This is a genomic window from Streptomyces sp. NPDC102259 (assembly GCF_044766465.1).
Classification (GTDB): Bacteria; Actinomycetota; Actinomycetes; order Streptomycetales; family Streptomycetaceae; genus Streptomyces.
Window position 1 is genome coordinate 1 of the sequence record NZ_JBIWMA010000021.1, and the last position, 23,547, is coordinate 23,547.

A 23,547-nucleotide genomic window follows, 5' to 3' on the forward strand; every position below is an offset into this window, starting at 1 on the left:
CTCGGACTCGCGGCGTTCGGCGCGGTGAGAACCAAAGACACCTACCTGCAAGCCCGTTACAAGCGGCTCACCGCTCGCCGCGGCCCGCTCAGGGCCCTGGTTGCCGTCGAGCACTCGATCATCACCGCGATCTGGCACATGCTCACCGACAACGTCACCTACCGCGAGCTCGGCGGCGCCTACTTCACCCAGCGCGACCCCGAACGCGCCACCCGCCGCGCGATCAACGCCCTCAACCAGCTCGGCTACACCGTCACCCTCAACCCGCGAGGAGCCACAGCCTGACCACCCCACGCCCAAACACCCGGCAGCCCCAACGGCCACCGGACACCCAGTCCTGCCCAAACAACCCCTGACCTGGACCTATTTACGCGTCAGAGTCGATTTCTGCCGGACCTCCCTCTTCAGGCGCTTGAAGTCGGCACGCCCGGCCCCCGTTGCCGGCTCCGTCGAGGCCCTCGCGCCGCCGGGCCGGGCGCAGGGGCTGCCGGGGCGCACGCTCCGTGCGCCGTGCCACGCGTCCTACGGCCAGCTCAGTACGAGGTTGCCCCGGACGTCTCCGTCCAGCAGGCGTTTGAACGCCGCGCGCGCGTCCTGGGGCGGCAGCACGTCGTCCACGAGGGGCCGGATCCCCGTGGTGCGCATCAGCGCCAGCATCCGCGCGTACTCGTCCCGTGTGCCGCTGAACGACCCGACGATGTTGATCTGGTGGAAGTAGACCCGGTGCAGTCGGGCCGGTGAGACATCGCCGGAGGTGGCGCCGGCGACGACCACCGTGCCACCGGGGCGCACGCTGTGCAGGGAGTGCGTCCACGTCGCCCGGCCGACGCTGTCGATGACGGCGTCCACCTGTTCGGGCAGTTGCGCCTTCGGCTCGAACACCCCGTGGGCGCCCAGGCGTCCGGCCAGTTCTCGCTTGTCGGCGGTACGGCTGGTGGAGTACACCCGGAGTCCGCCGGCCGCCCCCAGCGTGATCAGCGCGGTGGAGAGTCCGCCGGCGGCGCCCTGCACGAGCACCGAGTCGCCGGGCTGCAGCCTGGCCTTGGTGAAGAGCATGCGGTACGCCGGCAGCCAGGTGCAGATCAGACAGGCCGCCTCGGCCCAGGTCAGCTGGTCAGGGACCGGCAGCAGGCTGGCCGCGGGAGCGGCGATGTACTCGGCCAGCGTGCCCGGCCGGGCGCCGGCGAGCTGCGCGGCCGGCAGGATCAGGGTCTCGTCCGCGGTGCCCGGCGGGGACTCCAGTACGGGATAGAGCGCCACGCGCCGGCCGTCGGGGTCCTCCCCCGCCGCCTCGCAGCCCAGGATCCGCGGATACCTGTCGTGGTTCAGGCCGACGCCTTTCAGGGTCCACAGGTCCTTGTGGTTGAGAGAGACGGACCTGACCCGGACGCGCAGCCACCCGTCGGGTACCTCGGGGTCGGGACGCTCGCCGACGACCAGGGCGGCCAGCGGGTCCTCGGCGTCGGGACGTGCCGCGTAGACGGCCTTCACCTTCCCGCCCTCCCGCCCCGGTGCAGGCCCGGCGGGCGATGGCCCGTGGCTCGAAGGGGAGGGGGAATGTCGTGCCGCTGCATGGCAACTCCTCGTGGTGCCGGGGGGGCGGGTGACGCGCGCTGCCGGGCGGCAGCGGAACGCTCGGACCGTCAGCGGAATGCCTGGGTGCCGGTGACCGCCCGGCCGATGCTGAGGGTGTGGACCTCTTCGGTCCCCTCGACGGTGACCACGGCCTCCAGGTTGGACATGTGCCGCATCACCGGGTATTCGAGGGTGATGCCGTTGGCGCCGAGGATGCTGCGGGCCGTGCGGGCGACCTCGGTCGCGGCGCGCACGTTGGCGAGCTTGCCGAGGCTGAGCTGCGTGGGCATCAGCCGGCCGGCCTCCTTCAACCCGGCCAGCCGCAGCGCGGTCATCCCGGCGTGCGTGAGGTGCACCACCATGTCCGCGAGCTTGCGCTGGGAGAGCTGGAAGGAGGCGAGCGGCCGGCCGAACTGCTCGCGAGCGACGGCGTAGTCGAGCGCGCTGGCGTAGCAGGCGCGAGCGGCGCCGACCACACCCCAGATGATGCCGAAGCGGGCCTCGTTCAGGCAGGAGAACGCGGTCTTCAGACCGCGGGCCCCGGGAAGGGCGGCCGAAGCGGGGACCCGCACCTCGTCCAGGGTGAGCCCGGCGGTGTTCGAGGCGCGCAGGGCGAGCTTGCGGGTGATCTCCTCGGCGACGAATCCCGGGGTGTCGGTGGGCACGAGGAAGGCGCGCACCTCGTCCTCGGCGTGCGCCCAGATCACGGCGACGTCCGCGAGGGTGCCGTTGTTGATCCACGCCTTGGTGCCGTTGAGCACCCAGTCGTCGCCGTCGCGACGGGCGTACGTACGCATCGAACCCGGGTCGGAGCCCGAATCCGGTTCGGTCAGGCCGAAGCAGCCGAGCGCTTCACCGGCGGCCATGCGGGGCAGCCACTCCCGCCGCTGCTCCTCACTGCCCCATCGGTGGATGGCACACATGGCGAGGCAGCCCTGCACGGACACGAAACTGCGCAGTCCGGAGTCCACCGCTTCCAGTTCGCGGCAGGCCACCCCGTAGGCGGTGGCCGAGAGCCCGGGGCAGCCGTAGCCGTCCAGCTGCATCCCGAGCAGCCCGAGCGCGCCGAGTTCCTTGGCGATCGAGCGGGGCAGCTCCGCGCGCTCGTACCAGTCGGCGACGTGCGGCAGCAGCTCGGTCGTCGCGTAGCCGCGCACGGTGTCGCGCACGGCCCGCTCGGCGGCGCCCAGTTCGTCGTCCAGAGCCAGGAAGTCATGGGGATCGGGTGTCTTCACCGGCTCGGAACGCGTAACGCTTTCGGAGAGACTCATATGTGCACGCCCTTTTCGGTCCGTCAGCTGTCAGGTCCGGTCCCGCTGTGTATCCGGTCGTTCCGTCGCGTCCCCGCCTCCCCCCTCCCCCCGGGGGGCCGGGTCCCGCTCAGAGCGGGATGTTCCCGTGCCTGCGGGGAGGCCCTTCCGCGCGTTTGGTCGCCAGGAGCCGCAGCGCCCAGCCGATGTGCGCGCGGGTGCGCGACGGCTCGATGACCGCGTCGACGTAGCCGCGCTCGGCCGCGCCGTAGGGCGTGGCCCGGTCCTCGTACTCCCGTACCAACTGGGCTCGGCGTTCCGTCAGTTCATCGCCTTCGAGGGCCGCCAGTTCCTTGCGGTACAGGATGCCGACGGCTCCCGCCGCGCCGGTCACGGCGATCTGCGCGGTCGGCCAGGACAGGTTGACGTCGGCGCCGAGGTGCTTGGAGCCCATGGCGCCGTACGCACCGCCGTACGCCTTGCGCGTGATCACCGTGATCTTGGGGACGACCGCCTCCGCGTACGCGTAGATCAGCTTGGCGCCCCGCCGGATGATGCCGTCCCACTCCTGGTCCACGCCGGGCAGGAAACCCGGCACGTCCACGAACGTCAGGACGGGCACGTTGAACGCGTCGCAGGTGCGCACGAACCGCGCCGCCTTCTCCGAGGCGTCGATGTCCAGGCAACCCGCGACATGGAGGGGCTGGTTGGCGACGATCCCGACGCTGCGCCCGTCCACCCGGCCGAAGCCGACGACGATGTTGGGCGCGAACATCCTCTGCACCTCGAGGAACTCGCCGTCGTCGAGCACCCTGGTGATGACCTCGTACATGTCGTAGGCCTGGTGGGCCGAGTCCGGGACGATCGTGTCGAGTTCGAGGTCGGTGGCGGTGGGCCCCTCGGCGCTCGAACCCGCCGGTCCCGGCGGGGAGAAGACCGGCGGCACGGAGAGGTTGTTGCTCGGCAGATAGCTGAGCAGGTCCTTGACGTAGGACAGCGCGTCGTCCTCGTCGGAGGCCAGGTAGTGCGCCACCCCCGAGCGGGCGTTGTGCGGGCGGCCGCCGCCGAGGGTCTCGAAGTCGACCTCCTCGCCGGTGACGGTCCTGATGACCTCGGGCCCGGTGATGAACATGTGGCTGGTCCGGTCGACCATGACGGTGAAGTCGGTGAGCGCCGGCGAATACACCGCGCCCCCGGCGCAGGCGCCCATGATCAGCGAGATCTGCGGGACGACGCCGGAGCAGCGGACGTTGTGGTAGAAGATCTCGCCGTAGCGGCCGAGCGTGCCGACCCCCTCCTGGATGCGCGCGCCTCCGCCGTCGTTGATGCCGACGAGCGGGCAGCCGACCTTGGCCGCGAGCTGCATCAGTTTGACGATCTTGTCGCCGTGCACCTCGCCGAGTGTTCCCCCGAACACGGTGGCGTCCTGGCTGTAGATGGCCACCGGGCGGCCGTCGATCGTGCCGGTGCCGGTGACGACGCCGTCCCCCGGGGCGTGACTGTGCTGAGCGCCGGGAGCCGGCGCATGCCGGGCCAGCGCGTCGAGTTCGACGAAGGAACCGGGGTCGAGCAGGGCGTCGACGCGCTCGCGGGCCGTTCCGCGCCCCTTCGCCCGCTGGCGTTCCACCCCGGCGGCGCTGCCGGCGTGTATCGCGGCGTCGGTGCGCCGTCGGAGGTCGGCCAGCTTGCCCGCCGTGGTGCGCGGGTCCGGCGTGTCGGGAGTGTCGGGGGTGTCGGCGGCCGCGACCGTGGAGACCTTCGCGGGGCCGGTGACCGTGCTCATGATCGCCCAGCCGCCCTCCACCGCGCGGCCCGCACGGCCGTCGACCCACAGTCGACGTCAACTTCCTTGGTCACAAACTCCATTGACCTCTCCTGCTAAGCTGCCTGAACCGTCCGTTGATCACCGTAAGTTGATATCCCCCCACGCCACATCCCCCGGCCTGACGGCACGTGACGCATCCGCGGCCGGCGCATCGGCGCGGCCGGCCGGGTTCTTCCCCGAAAGGCTTCGATGTCGATCACTCCCGCCGATGAGGTGCTGTCACGCACGGTGACCACCCTGCGTGGCGCTGGATGCGTGTTCGCCGAGGAGGAGGCGCAACTGCTCCTCGACGCGGCCGCGACACCCGCCGAGCTGGACGTGCTGGTGCACCGCCGCGTCGTCGGCGAACCGCTCGAAGTCATCCTGGGCTGGGCCGAGTTCTGCGGCCTGCGGGTCCGGGTGGACGCCGGTGTGTTCGTCCCGCGTCAGCGCACCCGCTTCCTGGTCGACCTCGCGGCGGAGCTGGCCCGGCCGGGCGCGGTCGTCGTCGATCTGTGCTGCGGAAGCGGAGCGATCGGCGCCGCCGTCGCCGCGCGGGTCCCCGGGATCGACCTCTCGTGCGCCGACGTCGATCCGCAGGCGGTCCGCTGCGCCCGGCTGAACGCCGGCCCCGACGCCCAGGTGTACGAGGGCGACCTCTACGACGCGCTGCCCGACTCGCTGCGCGGCCGCGTGGACGTCCTGGTCGTCAACGCGCCGTACGTGCCGACGGACGAGATCGCGCTGATGCCGCCCGAGGCACGCGACCACGAACCGAAGCACGCGCTCGACGGCGGCGCCGACGGTGTCGAGGTGCACCGGCGGGTCGCCGCCGGCGCGTCGGCGTGGCTGGTGCCGGGCGGCAGCCTTCTGATCGAGACCAGTGAGGAGCAGGCGCCGCTCACCGCGCGGGCGATGGCCGACCACGGCCTCGTCCCGCGCGTGTCGACGAACGACGAGATGTACTGCACGGTCGTCGTCGGAACCCGCGCGGGCGAGTAGCGCGCCGGGTCCTCACCCGACCGGAACAGGCGTACGGTCGGTGAACTCCCGCAAGGTCGCCCCGACATGGTCGTGGACCGCGTCCATCTGCTCTTCCGTGAAGCACTCGGTGCTGTAGGGCATCTCGATGCGGAAGCGGTCGCGGACCGTCGTCAGCGAGGCGAGCACCGGGCCGTGCTGCAGGAACGACGGCGCCTTGCTGGACACCGCGAAGCCTCGCATGTCGACGATCTCCAGTCCGGGCGGGGACGGCGGGAGGGTGACGCGTCCGATGTTGGTCATCACCAGGCTCGCCGCCAGCAGCTGCGGGGTGGCCAGCAGCCGGTCCAGCGAGCGCAGTTCCAGGGCCGGGTCACCCCGGTCGACCGCGGCGCTCAGGCCCGCGCCGAGACGACGGCCGAGCGCCACGAGGTCGGCCCCCGCCGGTACGTCGACCAGATCCTGGTACCACGAGGCCGCGGGGACCATCACCTCCCGGCTCAGCTCGGGCTCCACCCGCTCGCGCAGGTCGACCGTGGAGAAGCAGGCCAGCCGATGGCCGGCGTACTCCGCGGGCAGGGCCGCACGTACGGCTTTCAGAATCGCCGCGCCGACCAGCCCGTGCACCGACACCTCGGCGCTCCTGGCGTTGGCGAGGAGCGCGGTGGTCTCGGAGGCGGTCAGCCGGAGCCGGCGTGACTGGGTCCGGCCCCGCCCCGGCGCGACTTCGCCGGACCGGGCCGCGAGGTACGGAAGTGCGGCGACGGGGGCGCCCTCGGCCCGGTCGAGCCGTGCCTGCACGTAGGAGGCCACGTCGGCCTCGGTGACGGGTGCCAGGCGGTCGTCGATCGCCGCCGGCCAGTCCTCCTGGACGGGCCGGTCGGCCGGGAGCGTGCCGGCCTTGATGTCGGCGTAGTACCGCCACAGGCGGAAGCACAGGGCGGTCGCGCTGCGGCCGTCGCAGATCGCGTGGTCGACGCCGAGGAGCAGCGTGTCCTCGTGCTCGCCGGTCAGCAGCACCGCGCGGACCAGCGGGCCGCCCAGCGGCAGCGGCGTGTTCCACTCCTGGACCAGCACGTCCGGGCCGTCGGGACGCACGACCGGGCGCGGCAGCTCGTCGGGCTTCAGCAGGCTGAGGAAACCGCCCTCGGCGTCCTGTTCGAGGCGGCTGCGCAGTGAGGGGTGGTCGGCCAGCACCGCGGCGAACGCCGCGTCGAGCGCGTCGGGGTCGACGCCGCCGCGCACCGTGCACATGCGCACGGCCTGCGTTCGCATCTCCCCTGCGTACAGGCTCTCCGAGCGGGATAGGTGGCGACGCATGTGCATCCTGTTCTGTCGACGGGAGACGAGCGGGGTGGGCCCTGCGTCGAGCAGGGGGACGGTGTGCCGTGCTTCAGTCGAGCGTGCCGCCGAGGATCCGGTCCCGGACCGCGCGCAGCTCGTCGTCGTCGGTGATCGTCCGGGACCTCTCGATGCCGGCCCGCACCGTCAGGAGGCGGCGGCCCTTGAGCACCACCTGACCGTCGGCGACGGCCCGGCTGTGCAGCTGGGGCGCGCTCTCCTGGTTCACCGCGGCCAGCTTCACGTTCGCCAGGTCCTGGAAGGCGCACCACTCGGCCGGCTCGCGGACCTTCGGGGTGAGGCGGAAGACCACGCTCCAGCGCCCGAGCCGCGGCCTGCGCTGCAGGAGCACGCCGTCGCCGTCCTCGACGAGGCGGTAACGGCAGCCGTACTGCGCATGCTCGCGCCCGTCCGTGGCACCGTCGAGGCGCAGCGGTTCGAGGAAGGACGGTCCGGCGTATCCCACGTCGACGAGCCAACGCACGCCGTCGACGTGGGCCACCATCAGCATGTGCTCGACATCGACGCCGTAGTCCGCCTCCCCCTCGGCCGTGGTGCCGGCGATCAGGTCGGCCTCGTAGCCGAGGTCGCGCAGCAGGCGCTGGAACAGCCGGGTCATCTGGACGCAGCCGCCGCCGTGGCCCGCCGCGACGACGGCGTCGAAGGTCGCGTCCTGGTCGAAGTCGACCAGATCGACCACCTCGCCGCTCGCGGTCGGCACGGCCAGGGAGCCGGTGCTGCTGAACGGCACGGTTTCCATGTGCCGCTTGTGCAGCCGGACGAGGGTGGCCAGGTCGGGCGCGGGACGCCCGGCCCGCTCGCTGTCGTGACCCAGCCGTCGCAGATAGCTGTCGGTGTCGAACACGGTCACTGCCTCTCTGCCTCGGGGAGTGGCGCGGCGCGTCCGGTCGCTGCCGCGGGTGCGGATCTGTCAGGCATCGGCCTTCGTGCCCTCCATGCGTGCCAGCAGGTAGCCGGTGAGCGCGGCCGGGGTCGGGTGGCCGAAGACGGCCGCGGGCGCCAGCGCGGTGCCGGTACGGCCGCCGAGGCGCCGGGACAGCTCGATCGCCAGCAGCGAGTCGAGGCCCAGCTCGAAGAACCCGCGCCGCGCGTCGACCGGCTCGGCCGGATCCAGTTCGAGCACCTCGGTCAACTGCGCTCGCACCAGGTCCAGTACGGTCCGCTCCCGTTCCTCGGGGCTCTGCCCCTTCAGCAGGTCCTGCCACCCGTTCTCGACGGCCTCGCCCCGTTCCGCCGTGTGGGCGGCCGACCGCCGGCGCGACCGGACCAGCCCGCGCAGCAGCGGCGGCACGGGACGGCCCGCGGCCGGGGCGGCCCACTGTTCGGGCCGGCCGGGCACCGGGAACCCCTCGCCGGAGCGCAGTGCCTCGGACACCGCCGACAGCGTGACGTCCTGGTCCGGCGCACCGTCGGCCTCGGCCTCGGCCGCGGCGGGCAGCAGCACCGGGGCGCAGCCGGCGAGCCCGGCGGCCCGGCGGCGGGCGACGATCGCCCGCGCGAAGCCGTCGGCCGCGGCGTTCGCCGGATGGTGCGCCGGCCCCAGCAGGGCCGCTGCCGACGTGATCACCAGGAACAGGGCGAGCCGGTCGTCGGCGGTGAGCTCGTCGAGGTGCCGCAGCGACTCGCTGCGCGCGGCGATCACCTCGGTGAGCCGGTACGCGTCCAGTTCCGCGAGCCGGGTGTCGTCCGGCAGCCCCGCGGCGTGCACCACGCCGGTGAGCGGGTGGTCGTCCGGGATGCCGTCCAGCAGGCGTCGCAGCGCGTCCCGGTCGCCGGCGTCGCAGGCCCGTACGGTCACCGACGCGCCGAGCACGGTGAGTTCGGCGGCAAGCGCCTCGGCGCCCTCGGCGCCGGGTCCGCCCCGGCCGGCGAGGACGAGGTGGCGCACCCCGTGCTCGGCGACCAGGTGCCTGGCCACGCGGGCGCCGGCCGTACCGGTGCCGCCGACGATCACGACGGTGCCGTCCGGGTCGACGGCCGGGGCCGTCGCGTCCGTCGCGTCCACCGGTACCAGCCGCGGGACGTGCACCCGGCCGGCCCGTACGGCGGCCTGCGGTACGTCGGCGGCCAGGACGCGGCCGAGGCTCGCGTCACCGGAGTTGTGGTGCGGGGCGTCGGCGTCCTCGGGCGAGGTGTCGAGCAGCACGAACCGTCCCGGGTACTCGGCCTGGATCGCGGCGAACATCTCCCACACCGCCGCCGATGCCGGGTCGAGCCCCGCGGGACCGGCGCCCAGGGGACCGCCCGGCACCGCGGCGCGGGTGCGCACCACCAGCCGGCGGCCCTCCAGGTCCGGCTCGTCCAGCCACGCCTGTGCGACGGCGAGCGCACGCCGGCAGGCGTCCTCGGGCTCCCGGCCGGCGTCCACGTCGAACACCGCGGCCACGCCGTCCGCGGTCGACGGCTCGGCGGCGAGGGCGAACACGGCGCCGTCGCCGTCGACGGTGACGACCTCGACGGCGGTGCCCGCCTGCCCGGTGTCGAGCGGGACCCATTCCGTCCGCAGCGCGGGGCGCCGCCGGCCGTCCGGCGCAACGGTCGCCGGCCGGGCCGTGACGCGGGCCGCGGTGAGGACCGGAAGGCCCGCGTGGTCGACGGCTTCCAGCCGCACGCGGTCGCCGGTCCGCCGTAGCCGGACACGCAGCGCCGAGGCGCCGGACGCGTGCAGCACGACCTGCCGCCAGGCCGACGGGACGTGACCCGCGGGGAAGCCCGCCGCGTGGGCCGCGGCCTCCAGCAGCAGCGGGTGGACGCCGAAGCGGGCGGCCTCGTCGCTCCGGTCGGCGGGCACGGCCACCTCGGCGTAGGTGTCCGCGCCGCGCCGCCACACCGCGTGCAGGGCTGCCGGTACGGTGGCCCCGGTCGCCAGGGGCAGTTCGTCGAGACCGACCGGTTCGGCGTCCGTCGGCGGCCAGGGGGCCGGGTCGGGCTCGGGCGCGGCGGCAGTGGTCGTCGGCGACAGCACACCTTGTGCGTGCAGGGTCCAGACCGGGCGGCGCCGGTCCGTCGTGGCGGGCGCCGACCGCACGGTCACCGGGCGGCGGCCGCCGGCGACGGCTCCGTCGACGCAGATCTGCAGCCGCACCGCGTCGCCGGGGCGCAGAATCAGGGGCGTCCGCACCTCCAGCTCGTCCAGGTTCCCGCAGTCGACCTCGTCCCCGGCCCGGATGGCCAGCTCGACCCAGACCGAGCCGGGCACCTCGACCGGACCGCCCTCCGTGCCGGCGGTGAGCCAGGGCTGGTCGTGCGCCGAGAGCCGTGAGACGGCCATCAGCCCGTCCGACTGCGGCAGTTCGACCATCGTGGCGAGCAGCGGATGCTCGGTGCGGGCCAGACCGAGAGCGGCGGTGTCGGTCGTCGGCGCGCTGCGCAACCAGTAGCGCCGGTGGTCGAACGGATAGGTGGGCAGTTCGCGGCAGAGTTCCCGCCAGTCGGCCGGTTCGGCCGGCACCGTCGTCTCCCAGGAGACCGGCAGGCCGGCGGCGAAGGCCTCCGCGAACGCCGTCGTCAACCGCTCCCGGCCGCCCTCGCGGCGTCGCAGGGTGGCCAGCACCGGCGTGGTCCGGCCGGTGTCCTGGATGATGTCGAGGAGAGACGGGACCAGCCCGGGGTGGGCGGAGACCTCGACCATGGCCCGCGCGTCGGCGCTCACGGCGCGGACGGCGTCATCCAGTTCGACCGGCCGGCGCAGGTTGCGGAACCAGTAGTCGGCGTCCAGGACGTCGTCCGGGCCGATCCAGCGGCCGTCGACGGTGGAGTAGAACCGGCAGCCCGGGACGAGGCCGCGCGCCGGCCGTTCCCCGATGCCGTCCAGGGCGGCCAGCATCGGCTCCCGGAGTTCGTCGACGAGGAACGAGTGGGACGCGTAGTCCGCCCGGATCCTGCGGAACCAGAGCTGCTGGTCGGCCATGGCGGCGGCCAGCTCCTCGATGGCGGCGCGTTCGCCGGAGACGGCCACGGTCGCCGGACCGTTCACCGCGCCGATCTCCACCCGGCCCCGGTAGTCGGCGAGCATCTCGGTCATCCGGGCGCGGCTCACGCCGACCACCAGCATCGCACCGGTGGACGGCAGTTGCGCGGCCATGCGGGAGCGCAGCACGATCGCGCGCAACCCGTCCTCCACCGACAGCAGACCCGCGACGCACGCGGCGGCGATCTCGCCCTGGGACGCGCCGAGCACCACGTCCGGCACCACGCCGGTGGACGCCCACAGCTGGGCCAGGCCGGTCATCATGACGAACGAGGCGGGCTGTATCACGTCCACCCGGGACAGATCGTTCTCGCCGCCGAGCGCCTGCTCCAGCGTCCAGTCGAGGTCGTACTCGGCGAGCAGCGTGTCGCACCGCTGCACCCAGGCCCGGAACTCGGGCGAGTGGTCCATCAGTTCGCGGCCCATGCCGACCCAGTGGCCGCCCTGCCCGGGGAAGACGAACACCACGTCGGTGCCCGGTCCGGTGGAGCCGCCGGTCGGCGCACCGCCGGCGTCACCCGTGCCCAACGTCCGCAGCTGATCGACGAGTTCGGCGCGGTCGGCCGCGATCACGGTGGCTCGCGTCTCGTGGCGCGTCCGCCCGTGGGCCAGGGCGGCGGCCAGCGTCGGCAGCGGCGCGGTGCCGCGCTCGGCGAAGTCGGCCAACCGGCCCGCGAGCGCGGCCAGCCGGGCCGGGTTCCCGGCCGTCAGGACGAACGGCAGGGGGGCGTCCTCCGCGGGGATCCGTGACCGCTCGTCCGTGCGCTGCGGCGGCTCCTCCAGGATGAGGTGGGCGTTGGTGCCGCTGAGGCCGAACGCGGACACGCCGGCGCGGCGGGTCCGGCCGGGCCGGGACGGCCACGGCCGAGCGTCGGTCAGCAGCTGGATCGTGCCGCTGGACCAGTCCACCTCGGGCGTGGGGGCGTCCACGTGCAAGGTGGCCGGCAGGACCTGATGGCGCAGGGCCAGCACGGTCTTGATCACGCTCGCCACGCCCGCGGCGGCCTGAGTGTGCCCGATGTTGGACTTCACCGAGCCGAGCCACAGCGGCTGCTCGGGGCCGCGCCGGCCGTAGGTGGCCAGCAGCGCCTGGGCCTCGATCGGGTCGCCCAGCCGGGTGCCCGTGCCGTGCGCCTCCACGACGTCCACGTCGGCGGGCTCCACCCCGGCGACCGCGAGGGCGCGCCGGATCACCCGCTGCTGCGCCGGTCCGTTGGGCGCGGTGAGCCCGTTGGAGGCGCCGTCCTGGCTGATCGCGGAGCCGCGTACCACGGCGCTGACGGCGTGTCCGTTGGCATGGGCGTCGGTCAGGCGTTCCAGCAGCACCACGCCGACGCCCTCGCCGTTGCCGGTGCCGTCGGCCGAGGCGGCGAAGGCCTTGCAGCGGCCGTCGGCCGCGAGCCCGCCGTTCTTGGCGAACTCGACGTACGCGCCCGGCGTGGCCATCACGGTGACGCCGCCGACCACGGCCAGCGAGCACTCCCCGTTGCGCAGCGCCTGCATGGCCAGGTGCATCGCCACCAGGGAGGAGGAGCAGGCGGTGTCCACGGACACGGCCGGGCCGGTGAAGCCGTACACGTAGGACACCCGGCCGGAGACCACGGAGAGAGCGCCGCCGGTGCCGCGCAGGCCGTCGGACTGCGCGTCGCCGCCGAACATGCCGTAGCCCTGGCCCATCACGCCGACGAACACGCCCACGTCGGTGCCGCGCAGGGTGGCCGGGTCGAGGCCGCCGTCCTCCAGCGCCTCCCAGACCACCTCCAGCAGCAGGCGCTGCTGCGGGTCCATCGCCACCGCCTCGCGCGGGGAGATGCCGAAGAAGCCGGCGTCGAACTCCGCGGCGTCCGTCAGGAAGCTGCCGGCCTGCACCGGGAGGGTGGACAGGTCCCAGCCGCGGTCGGTCGGGAAGGGGGATCGTCCCTCCCCGCGGCGCATCAGCAGATCCCAGAAGTCGTCCACTCCCCGTACCCCGCCCGCCAGTCGGCAGCCGAGTCCCACGACGGCGATGTCGTCGTGCGCCCGGCCGGCCACCACCGGCGCCGCCTCGGCGGGCGCGGCGGTGCCGGCCAGCTCGTCGCGCAGGAATGCCGCCAGCTGCCGGGGGGTCGGATAGTCGTAGACCAGGGTGGCGGGCAGGGTCAGCCCGGTCGCGGCGCCCAGGCGGTTGCGCAGTTCCACCCCGCCGAGCGAATCCATGCCGACGGCCTGGAAGGCGTTGTCCGGATCGATGTCGTCGGCGGACCTGTGTCCCAGGACCAGGGCGGCCCGCGAACGGACCAGGGTCAGCAACCGCGACGCCTGCTCGGCCGGGGACCCGCCGGCCAGCGCGGCCAGCAGATCGCCCGCGACGGCCGTGCCGCCCGCGCGTCGACGCGCCCTGACGAGCTGTCGCAGCAGGGGCTGGACCGGACCGCCGGAGGCCGCGTCGGCGCGGGCGGCGGCGAGATCCAGTTTGATCGGCACCAGATGCGCCTCGCCGCTGTCGAGGGCGGCGTCGAGCAGGGCGAGTCCTTCGTCCGGACGCAGCGGCAGCACGCCGCCGCGGCTCATCCGGGCCCGGTCCGCGGCGTCCAGGTGCCCGGTCATGCCGCCGTCCTGGTCCCACAGGCCCCAGGAGAGGGCTACGCCCGGCCGGCCGGCCGCGCGGCGCGCCGTCATGAGTCCGTCCACGTAGGCATTGGCGGCGGAGTAGTTGGCCTGTCCGGCGGAGCCGAGCAGGCCGGCCGCCGAGGAGAACGCCACGAACGCGGCGAGACCGCTGTCCCGGGTCAGTTCGTCCAGGTGCCGCGCGCCCTCGGCCTTCGGGCCGAGGACCGCGGCGAGGCGGGCCGGATCCATCGCGCCGAGCAGCCCGTCGTCGAGGACCCCGGCGGTGTGCACGACGGCGGTGAGCGGACGGCCGGCCGGAATGCCGGCGAGGAGCGCGGCCACGGCGTCGCGGTCCGAGACATCGCAGACGGCCACGGTCACCGTGGCCCCCAGTGCGGACAGTTCGGCCACGAGTTCCTCGGCGCCTTCGGCCGCCGGTCCGCGTCGGCCGGCCAGCAGCAGGTGCCGGACGCCCCGGGCGCGGACCAGGTGGCGGGCCACGAGCGCGCCGAGGGAGCCGGTGCCGCCGGTGACCAGGACGGTGCCCTCGGGGTCCACGACGGGCTGCTCGGCGTTCTGCTCCGCGAGCGGCCCGGCGGGCGCCAGGCGGGGCACCAGGAGGGTGGTGCCGCGCATCGCCGCCTGGGGTTCGCCCGAGGCCAGGGCCGTGGCGACCGCCGCGTCGGTGTTCGCCCCGGAGTGCAGGTCGAGGTCGAGGTCGAGGTCGAGCAGCAGGATCCGGCCCGGCATCTCGGCCTGGGCGGCGCGTACCAGGCCCCAGACGGCTGCCGAGGGGACGTCGGTGACGGCGGCCGGGCCGGCGGGCACGGCGCCGCGGGTCACGACGACGAGCCGGGCGGCGGCCGGAGCCTCGTGCTGCCAGGCCTGGAGCACCGCGAGCACGTCCGCGAGCAGCGGCCGCGCTTCGCGGCCGACGGCGACCTCGAGCACCGCGGTGGTCGGCGGGCTGTGCCGCCGTTCGTCGTCCTCGGCCCCTGCGGTGATCCGCCCGGCGAACGCCGTCACGTCCGCGGGGCTCGTGACCGGAGCCGTCGCCGTCGTCGGCTGCTCGGGCGGCACCGTGGACGGCTCCGTGGCGGTCCAGACGACTCGGTACATCGCGTCCGCGGCGGCGGCACCGCCCACGTCCTGCGGGCGGATCGGCGCCGCCGTCCAGGAGCGGGCGGACAGGACCGGGAGGCCGGACTCGTCGGTCGCATCGAGGGTCCACCGGTCGTCGCCCAGCGGGGTCAGCGTCGCCCGCAGGCGGCGCGCGCCGCTCGCGTGCAGCACGACCTCCTCCCACACCGCGGCGACTGTGGCGTCTCCTGCCACCGCCCGCGTCACCGCGTCCAGCAGGGCCGGATCGAGGCCGAACCGCGGAGCGTCATCCGGGTCGGCGCCGTCGTCGGGGAGCGCGACCTCGACGTACGTGTCCTCGCCACGGCGCCACACGCCCAGCAGTCCGAGGCTCTCCGCGGGCGTCTCGACCTGCTCGGCCCCGGCCGGCGGCCAAGCGTGCGGCTCCGGGCCGGAGGCGGCCGGCGTGCGCGCGGACAGTTCACCGCTCGCGTGCCGGACCCAGCCGCCGGAGCCGTCCTGGGCGCCGTGGATCGTGACCGGACGGCAGCCCTGCTCGTCGGCCGCCCCCACGGCGATCTCCACCCGCACCCCGGCGTTCGGCGGAACGACGAGCGGGGTCTCGACGGCGAGGCGTGCCACCGTCCCGCAGCCGACCTCGTCGCCGGCCCGGACGGCCAGGTCGAGGAGGGCCGCGGCGCTCACCACGGTGACCCCGTGCACCCGGTGTTCGTCCAGCCACGGATGCGTGGCCGAGGACAGCCGGGCGGTACCGACGAGCCCGCCGGTGTCCGGCACGGGGACGATGGCGGACAGCAGCGGGTGGTCGGCGGCCACCTGCCCGAGGCCGGTCGCGTCGGTGCGTCCCGCGGCGGTCCTCAACCAGTAGTGCGTGCGGTCGAAGGCGTACGTCGGCAGCTCGACGGCGGGCGGGCCGGCCGGGAGCAACGTCCGCCAGTCGGCCGGTACGCCCCGTACGAACAGCTCGGCGAGCGCGCCGATCGCGGTCTGTGCCTCGTCGTGTCCGTCGCGCAGCATCGGCGTGCACACCGGCTCGGCGCCCGAGGCGGCGGCCGTCTCCAGCATCGGCCCGGTCAACGCCGCGCCCGGCCCGACCTCGACGAACAGCTTTCCGCCCTGGTCGAGCGCGGCGGCCATGCCGTCGGCGAAGCGCACCGTGCGGCGTATGTGCTCGACCCAGTAGTCGGCGCTGGCCATGTCGCCGTCCTGGTGGGCGACGACACGGATCCGCGCCGGCCGCCAGATGACGTCGGCGATCGCCGCGCGGAACTCGGCGAGCATCGGGTCCATGCGGGCGGAGTGGAAGGCGTGGGAGACCTGAAGTCGCTTGACCTTGCGGCCGCGTGCGCGCAGCGCGTCGGCGGCGGCGAGCACCGCGTCCTCGTCGCCGGACAGCACCACCGAGGAGGGCTGGTTGACGGCGGCGACGTCGACACCGGAGCCGAGGAACGGGCGGACCTCGTCCTCGCCCGCGGCCACGGCGGCCATGGCACCGCCGGCGGGCAGCGCCTGCATGAGTCGGCCGCGGGCGGCGACCACGGTCGCCGCGTCGTCCAGCGAGAGCATTCCGGCGACGTGGGCCGCCGTGATCTCGCCGATGGAGTGGCCGAGCAGCAGTCGCGGGCGGACGCCCCACGACTCGGCCAGGCGGAACAGCGCGGTCTCGACCGCGAACAGCGCCGCCTGGGTGTAGACGGTCCGGTCCAGCAGTGCCGCCCGCGGGCTGTCCGGTTCGGCGAGGACGACGTCCCGTACGGACGTCCCGACCGCGCCGGAGAGCCGGTCGTCCAGGCGGGCGCAGGCCTCGTCGAAGGCCGCCGCGTACGCCGGGAAGCGGGCGTACAGCTCGCGTCCCATGCCGGGCCGTTGCGAACCCTGCCCGGGGAACACGAACACCACTGACGCGGCGGCGTCGGCAGTCGCCGTCCCGACGGTGGCGCCGGGGACGGGCTCGCCCGCGGTGATCGCGTCGAGCCGTTCGACGAGGGTGTCCCGGTCCGCCGCGGCGACGACGGCCCGATGGGCGAGCAGGGCGCGGCCCTCGAGCAGGGTCCGCGCCGTGCCCGGCAATGACGGCCCGGTCGCGACGGCCGCGCGCAGCCGCTTCACCTGGCCCGCCAGAGCGAGCGGGCTGTGCGCCGAGACGACGAAGGGCAGTACGGCGTCGGCTTCGTCGTCCGGCGGTTCGGGCGCGGAGGCCGCGGTGCCGGGCACGTCCGGTTCGGCCGGGGCCTGTTCGAGGATCAGGTGCGCGTTGGTGCCGCTGATGCCGAAGGAGGAGACGGCGACCCGGCGGGGCCTGCCGGTCTCGGGCCAGGGGCGTTCCTCGGTGAGCAGGGCGACGGTGCCCGCGGACCAGTCGACGTGCGGCGTCGGCTCGTCCACGAAGAGGGTCGCGGGCAGGACGCCGTGTGTCAGGGCGCCGACCATCTTGATCACCGAGGTCACGCCGGCCGCGGCCTGGGTGTGGCCGAGGTTGGACTTGACCGAGCCCAGCCACAGCGGCCGGTCGGGCGAGCGGTCCCGCCCGTAGGTGGCGATGATCGCCTCGGCCTCGCTCGGATCGCCGAGCGTGGTGCCGGTACCGTGCGCCTCCAGCGCGTCGACCTCGTCCGGTGCGACCCCGGCGGCGGCCAGCGCCGCGCGGATCACCCGCTGCTGCGACGGGCCGTTCGGCGCGGTGAGGCCGTTGGACGCGCCGTCCTGGTTCACGGCCGAGCCGCGGATCCTCGCGAGGACGCGGTGGCCTCGGCGTCGCGCTTCGGACAGCCGCTCAAGGAGTACGACGCCCACGCCCTCGGACAGCACGGTGCCGTCGGCCGCGGCGGCGAAGGCCTTGCACCGGCCGTCCGCGGCCAGTCCGCGGGCGCGCGAGAAGCCGGTCACGCCGACCGGGGAGCCCATGACGGCGACGCCTCCGGCGAGGGCGAGTTCGCACTCGCCCTGGCGCAGCGCCTGTGCCGCGAGGTGGATCGCCACGAGGGACGAGGAGCAGGCGGTGTCCACCGTCATGGCCGGGCCCTCCAGCCCGAACACGTAGGACACCCGGCCGGAGGCGACGCTGCCGGCGGTGGCGGTGGTGGTGAAGCCCTCGAGTTCGGCGGGCACGTCGGTCAGTGAGCCGAGGTAGTCGTGGATCGACATGCCGGTGTAGACGCCGACGCGTTCCCCGCGCAGCGACGACGGGTCGATGCCCGTGTCCTCCAGCACCTGCCAGGTGGTCTCCAGCAGCAGCCGCTGCTGCGGGTCCATGGCCAGGGCCTCACGCGGGGAGATCCCGAACAGGGCCGCGTCGAAGTAGCCCGCGTCGTGCAGGAATCCGCCCCGCCGTGTGTAGGCCGTGCCGGCGCGGTCGGGGTCGGAGTCGAAGAGGGAGTGGAGGTTCCATCCGCGGTCGTCCGGGAACTCCGACATGCCGTCCCGGCCGTCGGCGACCAGCCGCCACAGTTCGGCGGGCGAGGTGACGCCGCCCGGCAGCCGGCACGCCATGCCCACGATCACGACGGGGTCGTCGTCCGTGGCTTCGGCCGGCGCGGCGGGGCGCACGGGTGCGACGGCGTCGACCGTGCCGCCGACCTGTTCGAGCAGATGCCGGGCGAGCGCCCGGGGCGTGGGGTAGTCGAAGACGAGCGTGGCGGGCAGCTTGACGGCGGTGGCCGCGGACAGCCGGTTGCGCAGTTCGACGGCGGTCAGCGAGTCGAAGCCGATGTCGCCGAACCGCTCGGAGTCCATGGCGGCGTCGACCTCGCCCAGACCGAGGACGACCGACACCTCGGTGCGGATGAGGTCGAGAACCAGCTCGGTCCGCTCCTCGTCGGAGAGCCCGGCGAGCCGGCGGGCCAGCGCGCCCGCCGGGCCGACGCCGGCCCGGGCCGTCCGCCGTGGCGGACGCACGAGGGCGCGGAACAGCGGGGGGACGGTCCCGTCCGCGGCCGCCTCGGCGCGTACGGCGCCGAGATCGAGCCGGATCGGTACGAGGAGCGGGTTGCCCGAACGGATGCCGAGGTCGAAGAGGGTGAGTGCCTCGGCCGTCGACATCGGACGGACGCCGCCCCGGCTCATCCGGGTGCGGTCGACCTCGGCGAGCCGTCCCGTCATCCCGGTGACGGGGGTCCACAGGCCCCAGGCCAGGGACACGGCGGGCAGTCCCGCCGCTCGCCGGGCCGAGACGACCGCGTCGACATAGGCGTTGGCCGCCGCGTAGTTGCCCTGGCCCGCCGAGCCGAAGACGCTCGCGGCCGAGGAGAACGCGGCGAAGACCTGAGGCGGCCGTTCGCGGGTCAGCTCGTCCAGCAGGCGCAGCGCGCCGGCCTTCGGCGCGAACACGCCGGCCATGCGGTGCGGGTCCAGGCCGGCGATGACACCGTCGTCCAGGACGCCGGCGGCGTGGATGACGCCGGTCAGCGGGTGTTCGGCCGGGACGGAGGCGAGCAGCGCGGCGAGCGCGGCACGGTCCGACACGTCGCACGAGGCGACGACGACGGACGTGCCCTGTTCGGTCAGTTCGTCGACGAGCGCGGTCACGCCCTCGGCTGCCGGGCCGCGCCGGCTCGCCAGCACCAGTCGGCGCACCCCGTACGTGTTCACCAGGTGCCGGGCCAGCAGCGCGCCGAGCACTCCGGTGCCGCCGGTGATCAGCACGGTGCCGTCCTCGGCGAACTCCATGGGCGGGTCGGCTTCGGTGAGCCGGACGCGGCCGAGTCGCGGGGCGAGGACGTCGTCGTCGCGCACGGCGGTCTGCGGCTCACCGGTCGCGAGGGCCGCCGCGATCGCCCGGTCCCGGTCGGCGCCGGACTCGATGTCGACCAGGACGAACCGGCCGGGGTTCTCGGCCTGCGCCGCGCGCAGCAGTCCCCACACCGCGGCGCCGTCCGGGTCGGTGACCGGTCCGGGTGCCGGCACCGCGCCCCGGGTCGCCACGACCAACGGCACGGCCGCGAGCACCGGCTCCTCCAGCCAGGCCTGGAGCACCCCGAGGACCCGGCCCAGCAACGGCAGCGGGCCGTCCCCGGTGCGGGTCGCGGCGTCGGCGTCGGTGTGTGCGGTGAGGTCGAGCACGGCGAGGTCGGGCGCCGGCTCGCCCAGGTCCCCGGCGAGCGCGGTCCGCGCCACGTCGCCGGAGGTGGTGACGACGGCCAGGTTGCCCGCCGGCTGCCCGGCCGCGTGCGGCACGCGCTCCCAGTCGAGCTGCCACAGCGTGTCGGGGGCCTGACGGGCGGGCTCCGCGTCCAGGTCGGACATGGGCAGGGAGACCAGGGACCGCATGGTCAGGACCGGCGCGCCGGTCTCGTCCGCCGCGTCGAAGGACAGGGCGTCCGTACCGCACGGCGCGACCCTGACGCGCAGTGCGCCGGCGCCCGCCGCGTGCAGTCGGACGCCGTTCCACGCGAACGGGAGGACGTTGCGGTCGTCGTCGCGCCGGTGGAAGGCGTTTGCGTGCAGCGCGGCGTCCAGGAGCGCGGGATGGATGCCGAACTTCTCGATGTCCTCGCGGTGTTCGGCGGGCAGCACGGCTTCGGCGAAGATCTCCTCGCCGCGCCGCCAGACGGCGGTCAGTCCGGCGAAGGCCGGTCCGTAGTCGTATCCGCGGTCGGCGAGGCGGGCGTAGAAGTCGTCGGTGTCCTCCCGCCGTGCGCCGGACGGCGGCCACTGGCCGAAGTCGAATCCGCTGCCGCCGGTGTCCGTGTCGGCGTCGGCGGGGAGGTCGGCCAGCATGCCCGCCGCGTGGCGGGTCCAGCCCGCCCCGTCCCGGGAGCTGTACACCCCGACCGGGCGGCGCCCCGTCGCGTCCGTGCCGCCGACCGCGACCTGGACCCGGACGGCGCCTTCGGCCGGGAGCACGAGGGGTGACTCGATCACGAGTTCGTCGAGGACTCCGTGGCCGAATTGGTCGCCGGCCCGGATGGCCAGGTCGACGTAGGCCGTGCCGGGCACCAGCACCCTGTTCTGGATGCGGTGGCCGGCCAGCCAGGGATGGGTGGCGAGCGACAGCCGCGAGGTGAAGACCAGGCCGTCGGTCTGCGGCAGTTCCACCACCGCACCGAGAAGCGGGTGGTCGCTGGTCACCTGGCCCAGTGCCTCGGCGCTGGTCCCGGCGCCCGGCATGGTGATCCAGTACGGCTGGTGGTCGAACGGGTAGGTGGGCAGCTCCACCGGGGCGGGCCCGCGGCCGGGGACGGCCGTGGTCCAGTCGACCGTCACGCCGCGCACGAACACCTCGGCCATCGAGGCGAGCAGCCGGTCCGTGCCGCCCTCGTCCCGGCGCGTCGAGCCGACCGCGAGGACGTCCGCGTCCAGTTCCTCGGCGATGTCGGTGACGGCCGGCACCAGGACGGGGTGCGCTCCGAGTTCGACGAAGACCCGGTGGTCCTGGGCGATCAGCTCCCGGACGGCCGGATCGAACAGGACCGGCTGCCGCAGATTGCGGTACCAGTAGTCGGCGTCGAGCCGGTCCTCCTCCCCGAGCCACCGGCTCTCCACCGTGGAGTAGAAGGGGATGCGCGGCAACGACGACGCCAGCCCGCCGAGGTCGGCCTCCAGGGTGGGCCTGATGCTCTCGACGTAGTGGCTGTGCGAGGCGTAGTCGACGGGAATCCGACGGAACCGGAAGTCCTGTTCGGCCGCGTGAGCGGTGAGTTCGCCCAGGGCGGCGCCCTCACCGGCCACGACCACCGTGGACGGCCCGTTGACCGCGGCGATCTGCAGCCGCTCGGCCCACGGTGCGATCAGGGCGCGCACCTCGTCCACCGGCAGCCCGACGGAGGCCATCCCGCCGCCGCGCGGCAGCACTTCGTCGATGGCCTGGCTGCGCAGGGTCACGACCCGGGCGGCGTCGGCGAGGGACAGCGCGCCGGCCACGCAGGCCGCCGCGATCTCGCCCTGCGAGTGGCCGATCACCGCGTCCGGGACGACGCCCGCGGACTTCCAGACCTCGGCCAGGGCCACCATCACCGCGAAGCACACGGGCTGGACGACGTCGACGCGCTCCAGCTCGGCGCCGTCGCCGCGGAGCACGTCGGTCAGAGACCAGTCGACCCACGGCTCGAACGCCTCCTGGCACTCGGCTATCCGAGCGGCGAAGACCGGGGAGGCGTCGAGCAGTTCGCGCCCCATGCCCGCCCACTGCGTGCCCTGCCCCGGGAACGCGAAGACGGTCTTGCCGGGCCCGGTCTGGCCCGCGACACCGGTGACCACGCCGGTGCCGGAGCGGCCTTCGGCCAGCAGCGCGAGTCCGGAGAGCAGCTCGTCCCGGGTGCGCGCGAGGAGTACGGCCCGATGGCTCATCAGCGCGCGGCCGGTCACCAGGGCGGAGGCGAGGTCGCCGAGCGCGACGCCGTCGTCGACGCAGCCGCCGAGCAGCCGGGCCTGGTTGGCCAGCGCCGTCGGAGTACGGGCCGAGACGATGAACGGAAGCGTGTGCTCCGGCTCTGTCGGAGCGGCGGCGGGGGCCTGGGCCCCCAGGGTCTCGGGAGCCTCCTCCAGGAGCATGTGGACGTTGGTCCCGCTCGCGCCGAACGAGGAGATGCCGCACCGGCGTGGCCGCCCGCTCTCCGGCCACTCGCGCCCCTCGGTGAGCAGCTCGACGGTGCCGGAGGACCAGTCGACCTGCGGGGTCGGGGCGTCCACGTGCAGGGTCGCCGGGAGGTGACGGTGGCGCAGTGCGAGCACGGTCTTGATCACGGCGGCCACGCCGGAGGCGGCCTGGGTGTGGCCCAGGACGGACTTGACGGAGCCCAGGAGCAGCGGCCGTTTCGGGTCGCGGCCCTGCCCGTACGTGGCGATGAGCGCCTGCGCCTCGATCGGGTCGCCCAGGGTGGTCCCGGTGCCGTGGGCCTCGACGGCGTCGACGTCGTCGGTGGACAGACCCGCGGCCGCCAGCGCGCTGCGGATGACGCGTTGTTGCGAGGGCCCGTTCGGGGCGGTCAGCCCGTTGGAGGCGCCGTCGGAGTTCACGGCCGAGCCGCGGATCACGGCGAGGACCCGGTGCCCGTTGCGCTCCGCGTCGGAGAGCCGTTCCAGCAGCACGACGCCGACGCCCTCGGCCCAGCTGCTGCCGTCCGCGGCGGCGGCGAAGGACTTGCAGCGTCCGTCGAAGGCGAGGCCGCGCTGGCGTGCGAAACCGACGAACCCGCCCGGGGTGGCCATCACGGTGGCCCCGCCGGCGAGGGCCAGCGAGCACTCGCCGCGGCGCAGCGCCTGGGTGGCCAGGTGGATGGCGACCAGCGACGAGGAGCACATGGTGTCGACGGTGACGGCCGGGCCCTCCAGCCCGAGGCAGTAGGACACCCGGCCGGAGGTGATGCCGCCGGCGCTGCCGAGCGCGCGCTCCAGGCTGAGGAAGTCCTCCACTCCGGGGAGGTCGGGCGCGTAGTCCTGGTGCACGATGCCGGCGTAGACGCCGGTGTCGGAGCCGCGCAGGCTCTGCGGGTCGATGCCCGACCGCTCCAGCGTCTCCCAGCACACCTCGAGGAGTTGCCGCTGCTGGGGGTCCATCGCCATGGCCTCTTGCGGGGAGATCCCGAAGAACCGCGCGTCGAACTGGGCCGCGTCGTGGAGGAAGGCGCCCTGGTTCACATAGGTCGTGCCGGGGTTGTCCGGGTCGGGGTCGTAGAGCCCCTCGAGATCCCAGCCACGGTCGTCCGGGAACGGCGTGTACACGTCCGCGCCCTCGGACACGACCTTCCAGAAGTCCTCCGGACCGGCGATCCCGCCCGCGAAGCGGCAGCCGATCGACACGACGGCGATCGGCTCGGAGGCGGCGGCGAGCAGCCGGGAGTTCTTCTGCCGGAGGCGCGCGGTCTCTTTGACCGAGGCGCGCAGAGCCTTTACGAGATCCTGTTCCGGCGTGCTCAAGTCCGTCCTCCAGGCTTGTCGAAATCGAACGCGTCGGGGCGTCGGTGCGGTTCACGCCGACC

The 23,547-nt window shown here is 74.4% G+C and carries 7 protein-coding genes and 1 pseudogene; 2 read left to right on the plus strand and 6 right to left on the minus strand.

Annotated elements, in window-relative coordinates; genetic code table 11:
- Positions 1-285: pseudogene (locus ACIRPU_RS34300) on the plus strand (IS110 family transposase); the annotation flags it as partial.
- A gap of 237 nt (positions 286-522) precedes the next feature.
- Here ACIRPU_RS34300 and ACIRPU_RS34305 read toward each other — a convergent pair.
- From ACIRPU_RS34305 to ACIRPU_RS34315, 3 genes are all read right to left on the minus strand, one after another.
- On the minus strand, positions 523-1,491 hold the full coding sequence (locus tag ACIRPU_RS34305) for a zinc-binding dehydrogenase (protein ID WP_355702930.1): 969 nt from the start codon (positions 1,489-1,491) through the stop codon (positions 523-525).
- Positions 1,492-1,643: 152 nt separating this feature from the next.
- Entirely contained in the window at positions 1,644-2,846 is a 1,203-nt protein-coding gene (locus tag ACIRPU_RS34310) for an acyl-CoA dehydrogenase family protein (protein ID WP_403874397.1), read from the minus strand.
- A 109-nt stretch (positions 2,847-2,955) separates the two neighbouring features.
- Positions 2,956-4,608 carry an acyl-CoA carboxylase subunit beta gene (locus ACIRPU_RS34315; RefSeq protein ID WP_403874398.1) on the minus strand — a complete coding sequence of 551 codons (1,653 nt, stop codon included), beginning with the start codon at positions 4,606-4,608 and terminating at the stop codon, positions 2,956-2,958.
- A 231-nt stretch (positions 4,609-4,839) separates the two neighbouring features.
- Here ACIRPU_RS34315 and ACIRPU_RS34320 point away from each other — a divergent pair, with 231 nt between their 5' ends.
- Entirely contained in the window at positions 4,840-5,631 is a 792-nt protein-coding gene (locus tag ACIRPU_RS34320) for a putative protein N(5)-glutamine methyltransferase (protein WP_384110284.1), read from the plus strand.
- 12 nt (positions 5,632-5,643) lie between these two features.
- On the opposite strand, the gene ACIRPU_RS34325 is transcribed toward ACIRPU_RS34320, so the two are convergent.
- Genes ACIRPU_RS34325 through ACIRPU_RS34335 form a run of 3 tightly spaced genes read right to left on the minus strand, consistent with a single transcriptional unit; the run spans position 5,644 to position 23,485 of the window.
- The gene (locus ACIRPU_RS34325; protein ID WP_403874547.1) at positions 5,644-6,984 is read right to left on the minus strand and encodes a condensation domain-containing protein; all 1,341 of its coding nucleotides are present in this window, start codon (positions 6,982-6,984) and stop codon (positions 5,644-5,646) included.
- 19 nt (positions 6,985-7,003) lie between these two features.
- Entirely contained in the window at positions 7,004-7,822 is an 819-nt protein-coding gene (locus ACIRPU_RS34330) for an arylamine N-acetyltransferase (protein WP_403874400.1), read from the minus strand.
- A 60-nt stretch (positions 7,823-7,882) separates the two neighbouring features.
- Positions 7,883-23,485 carry an SDR family NAD(P)-dependent oxidoreductase gene (locus ACIRPU_RS34335; RefSeq protein ID WP_403874401.1) on the minus strand — a complete coding sequence of 5,201 codons (15,603 nt, stop codon included), beginning with the start codon at positions 23,483-23,485 and terminating at the stop codon, positions 7,883-7,885.
- Positions 23,486-23,547: the final 62 nt, after the last annotated feature.

Coding starts and splice junctions, on each gene's coding strand:
- ACIRPU_RS34310 (WP_403874397.1), bottom strand. CDS start 2,846: ATGAGTCTCTCCGAAAGCGTTACGCGTTCCGAGCCGGTGAAGACACCC.
- ACIRPU_RS34315 (WP_403874398.1), bottom strand. CDS start 4,608: ATGAGCACGGTCACCGGCCCCGCGAAGGTCTCCACGGTCGCGGCCGCC.
- ACIRPU_RS34320 (WP_384110284.1), top strand. CDS start 4,840: ATGTCGATCACTCCCGCCGATGAGGTGCTGTCACGCACGGTGACCACC.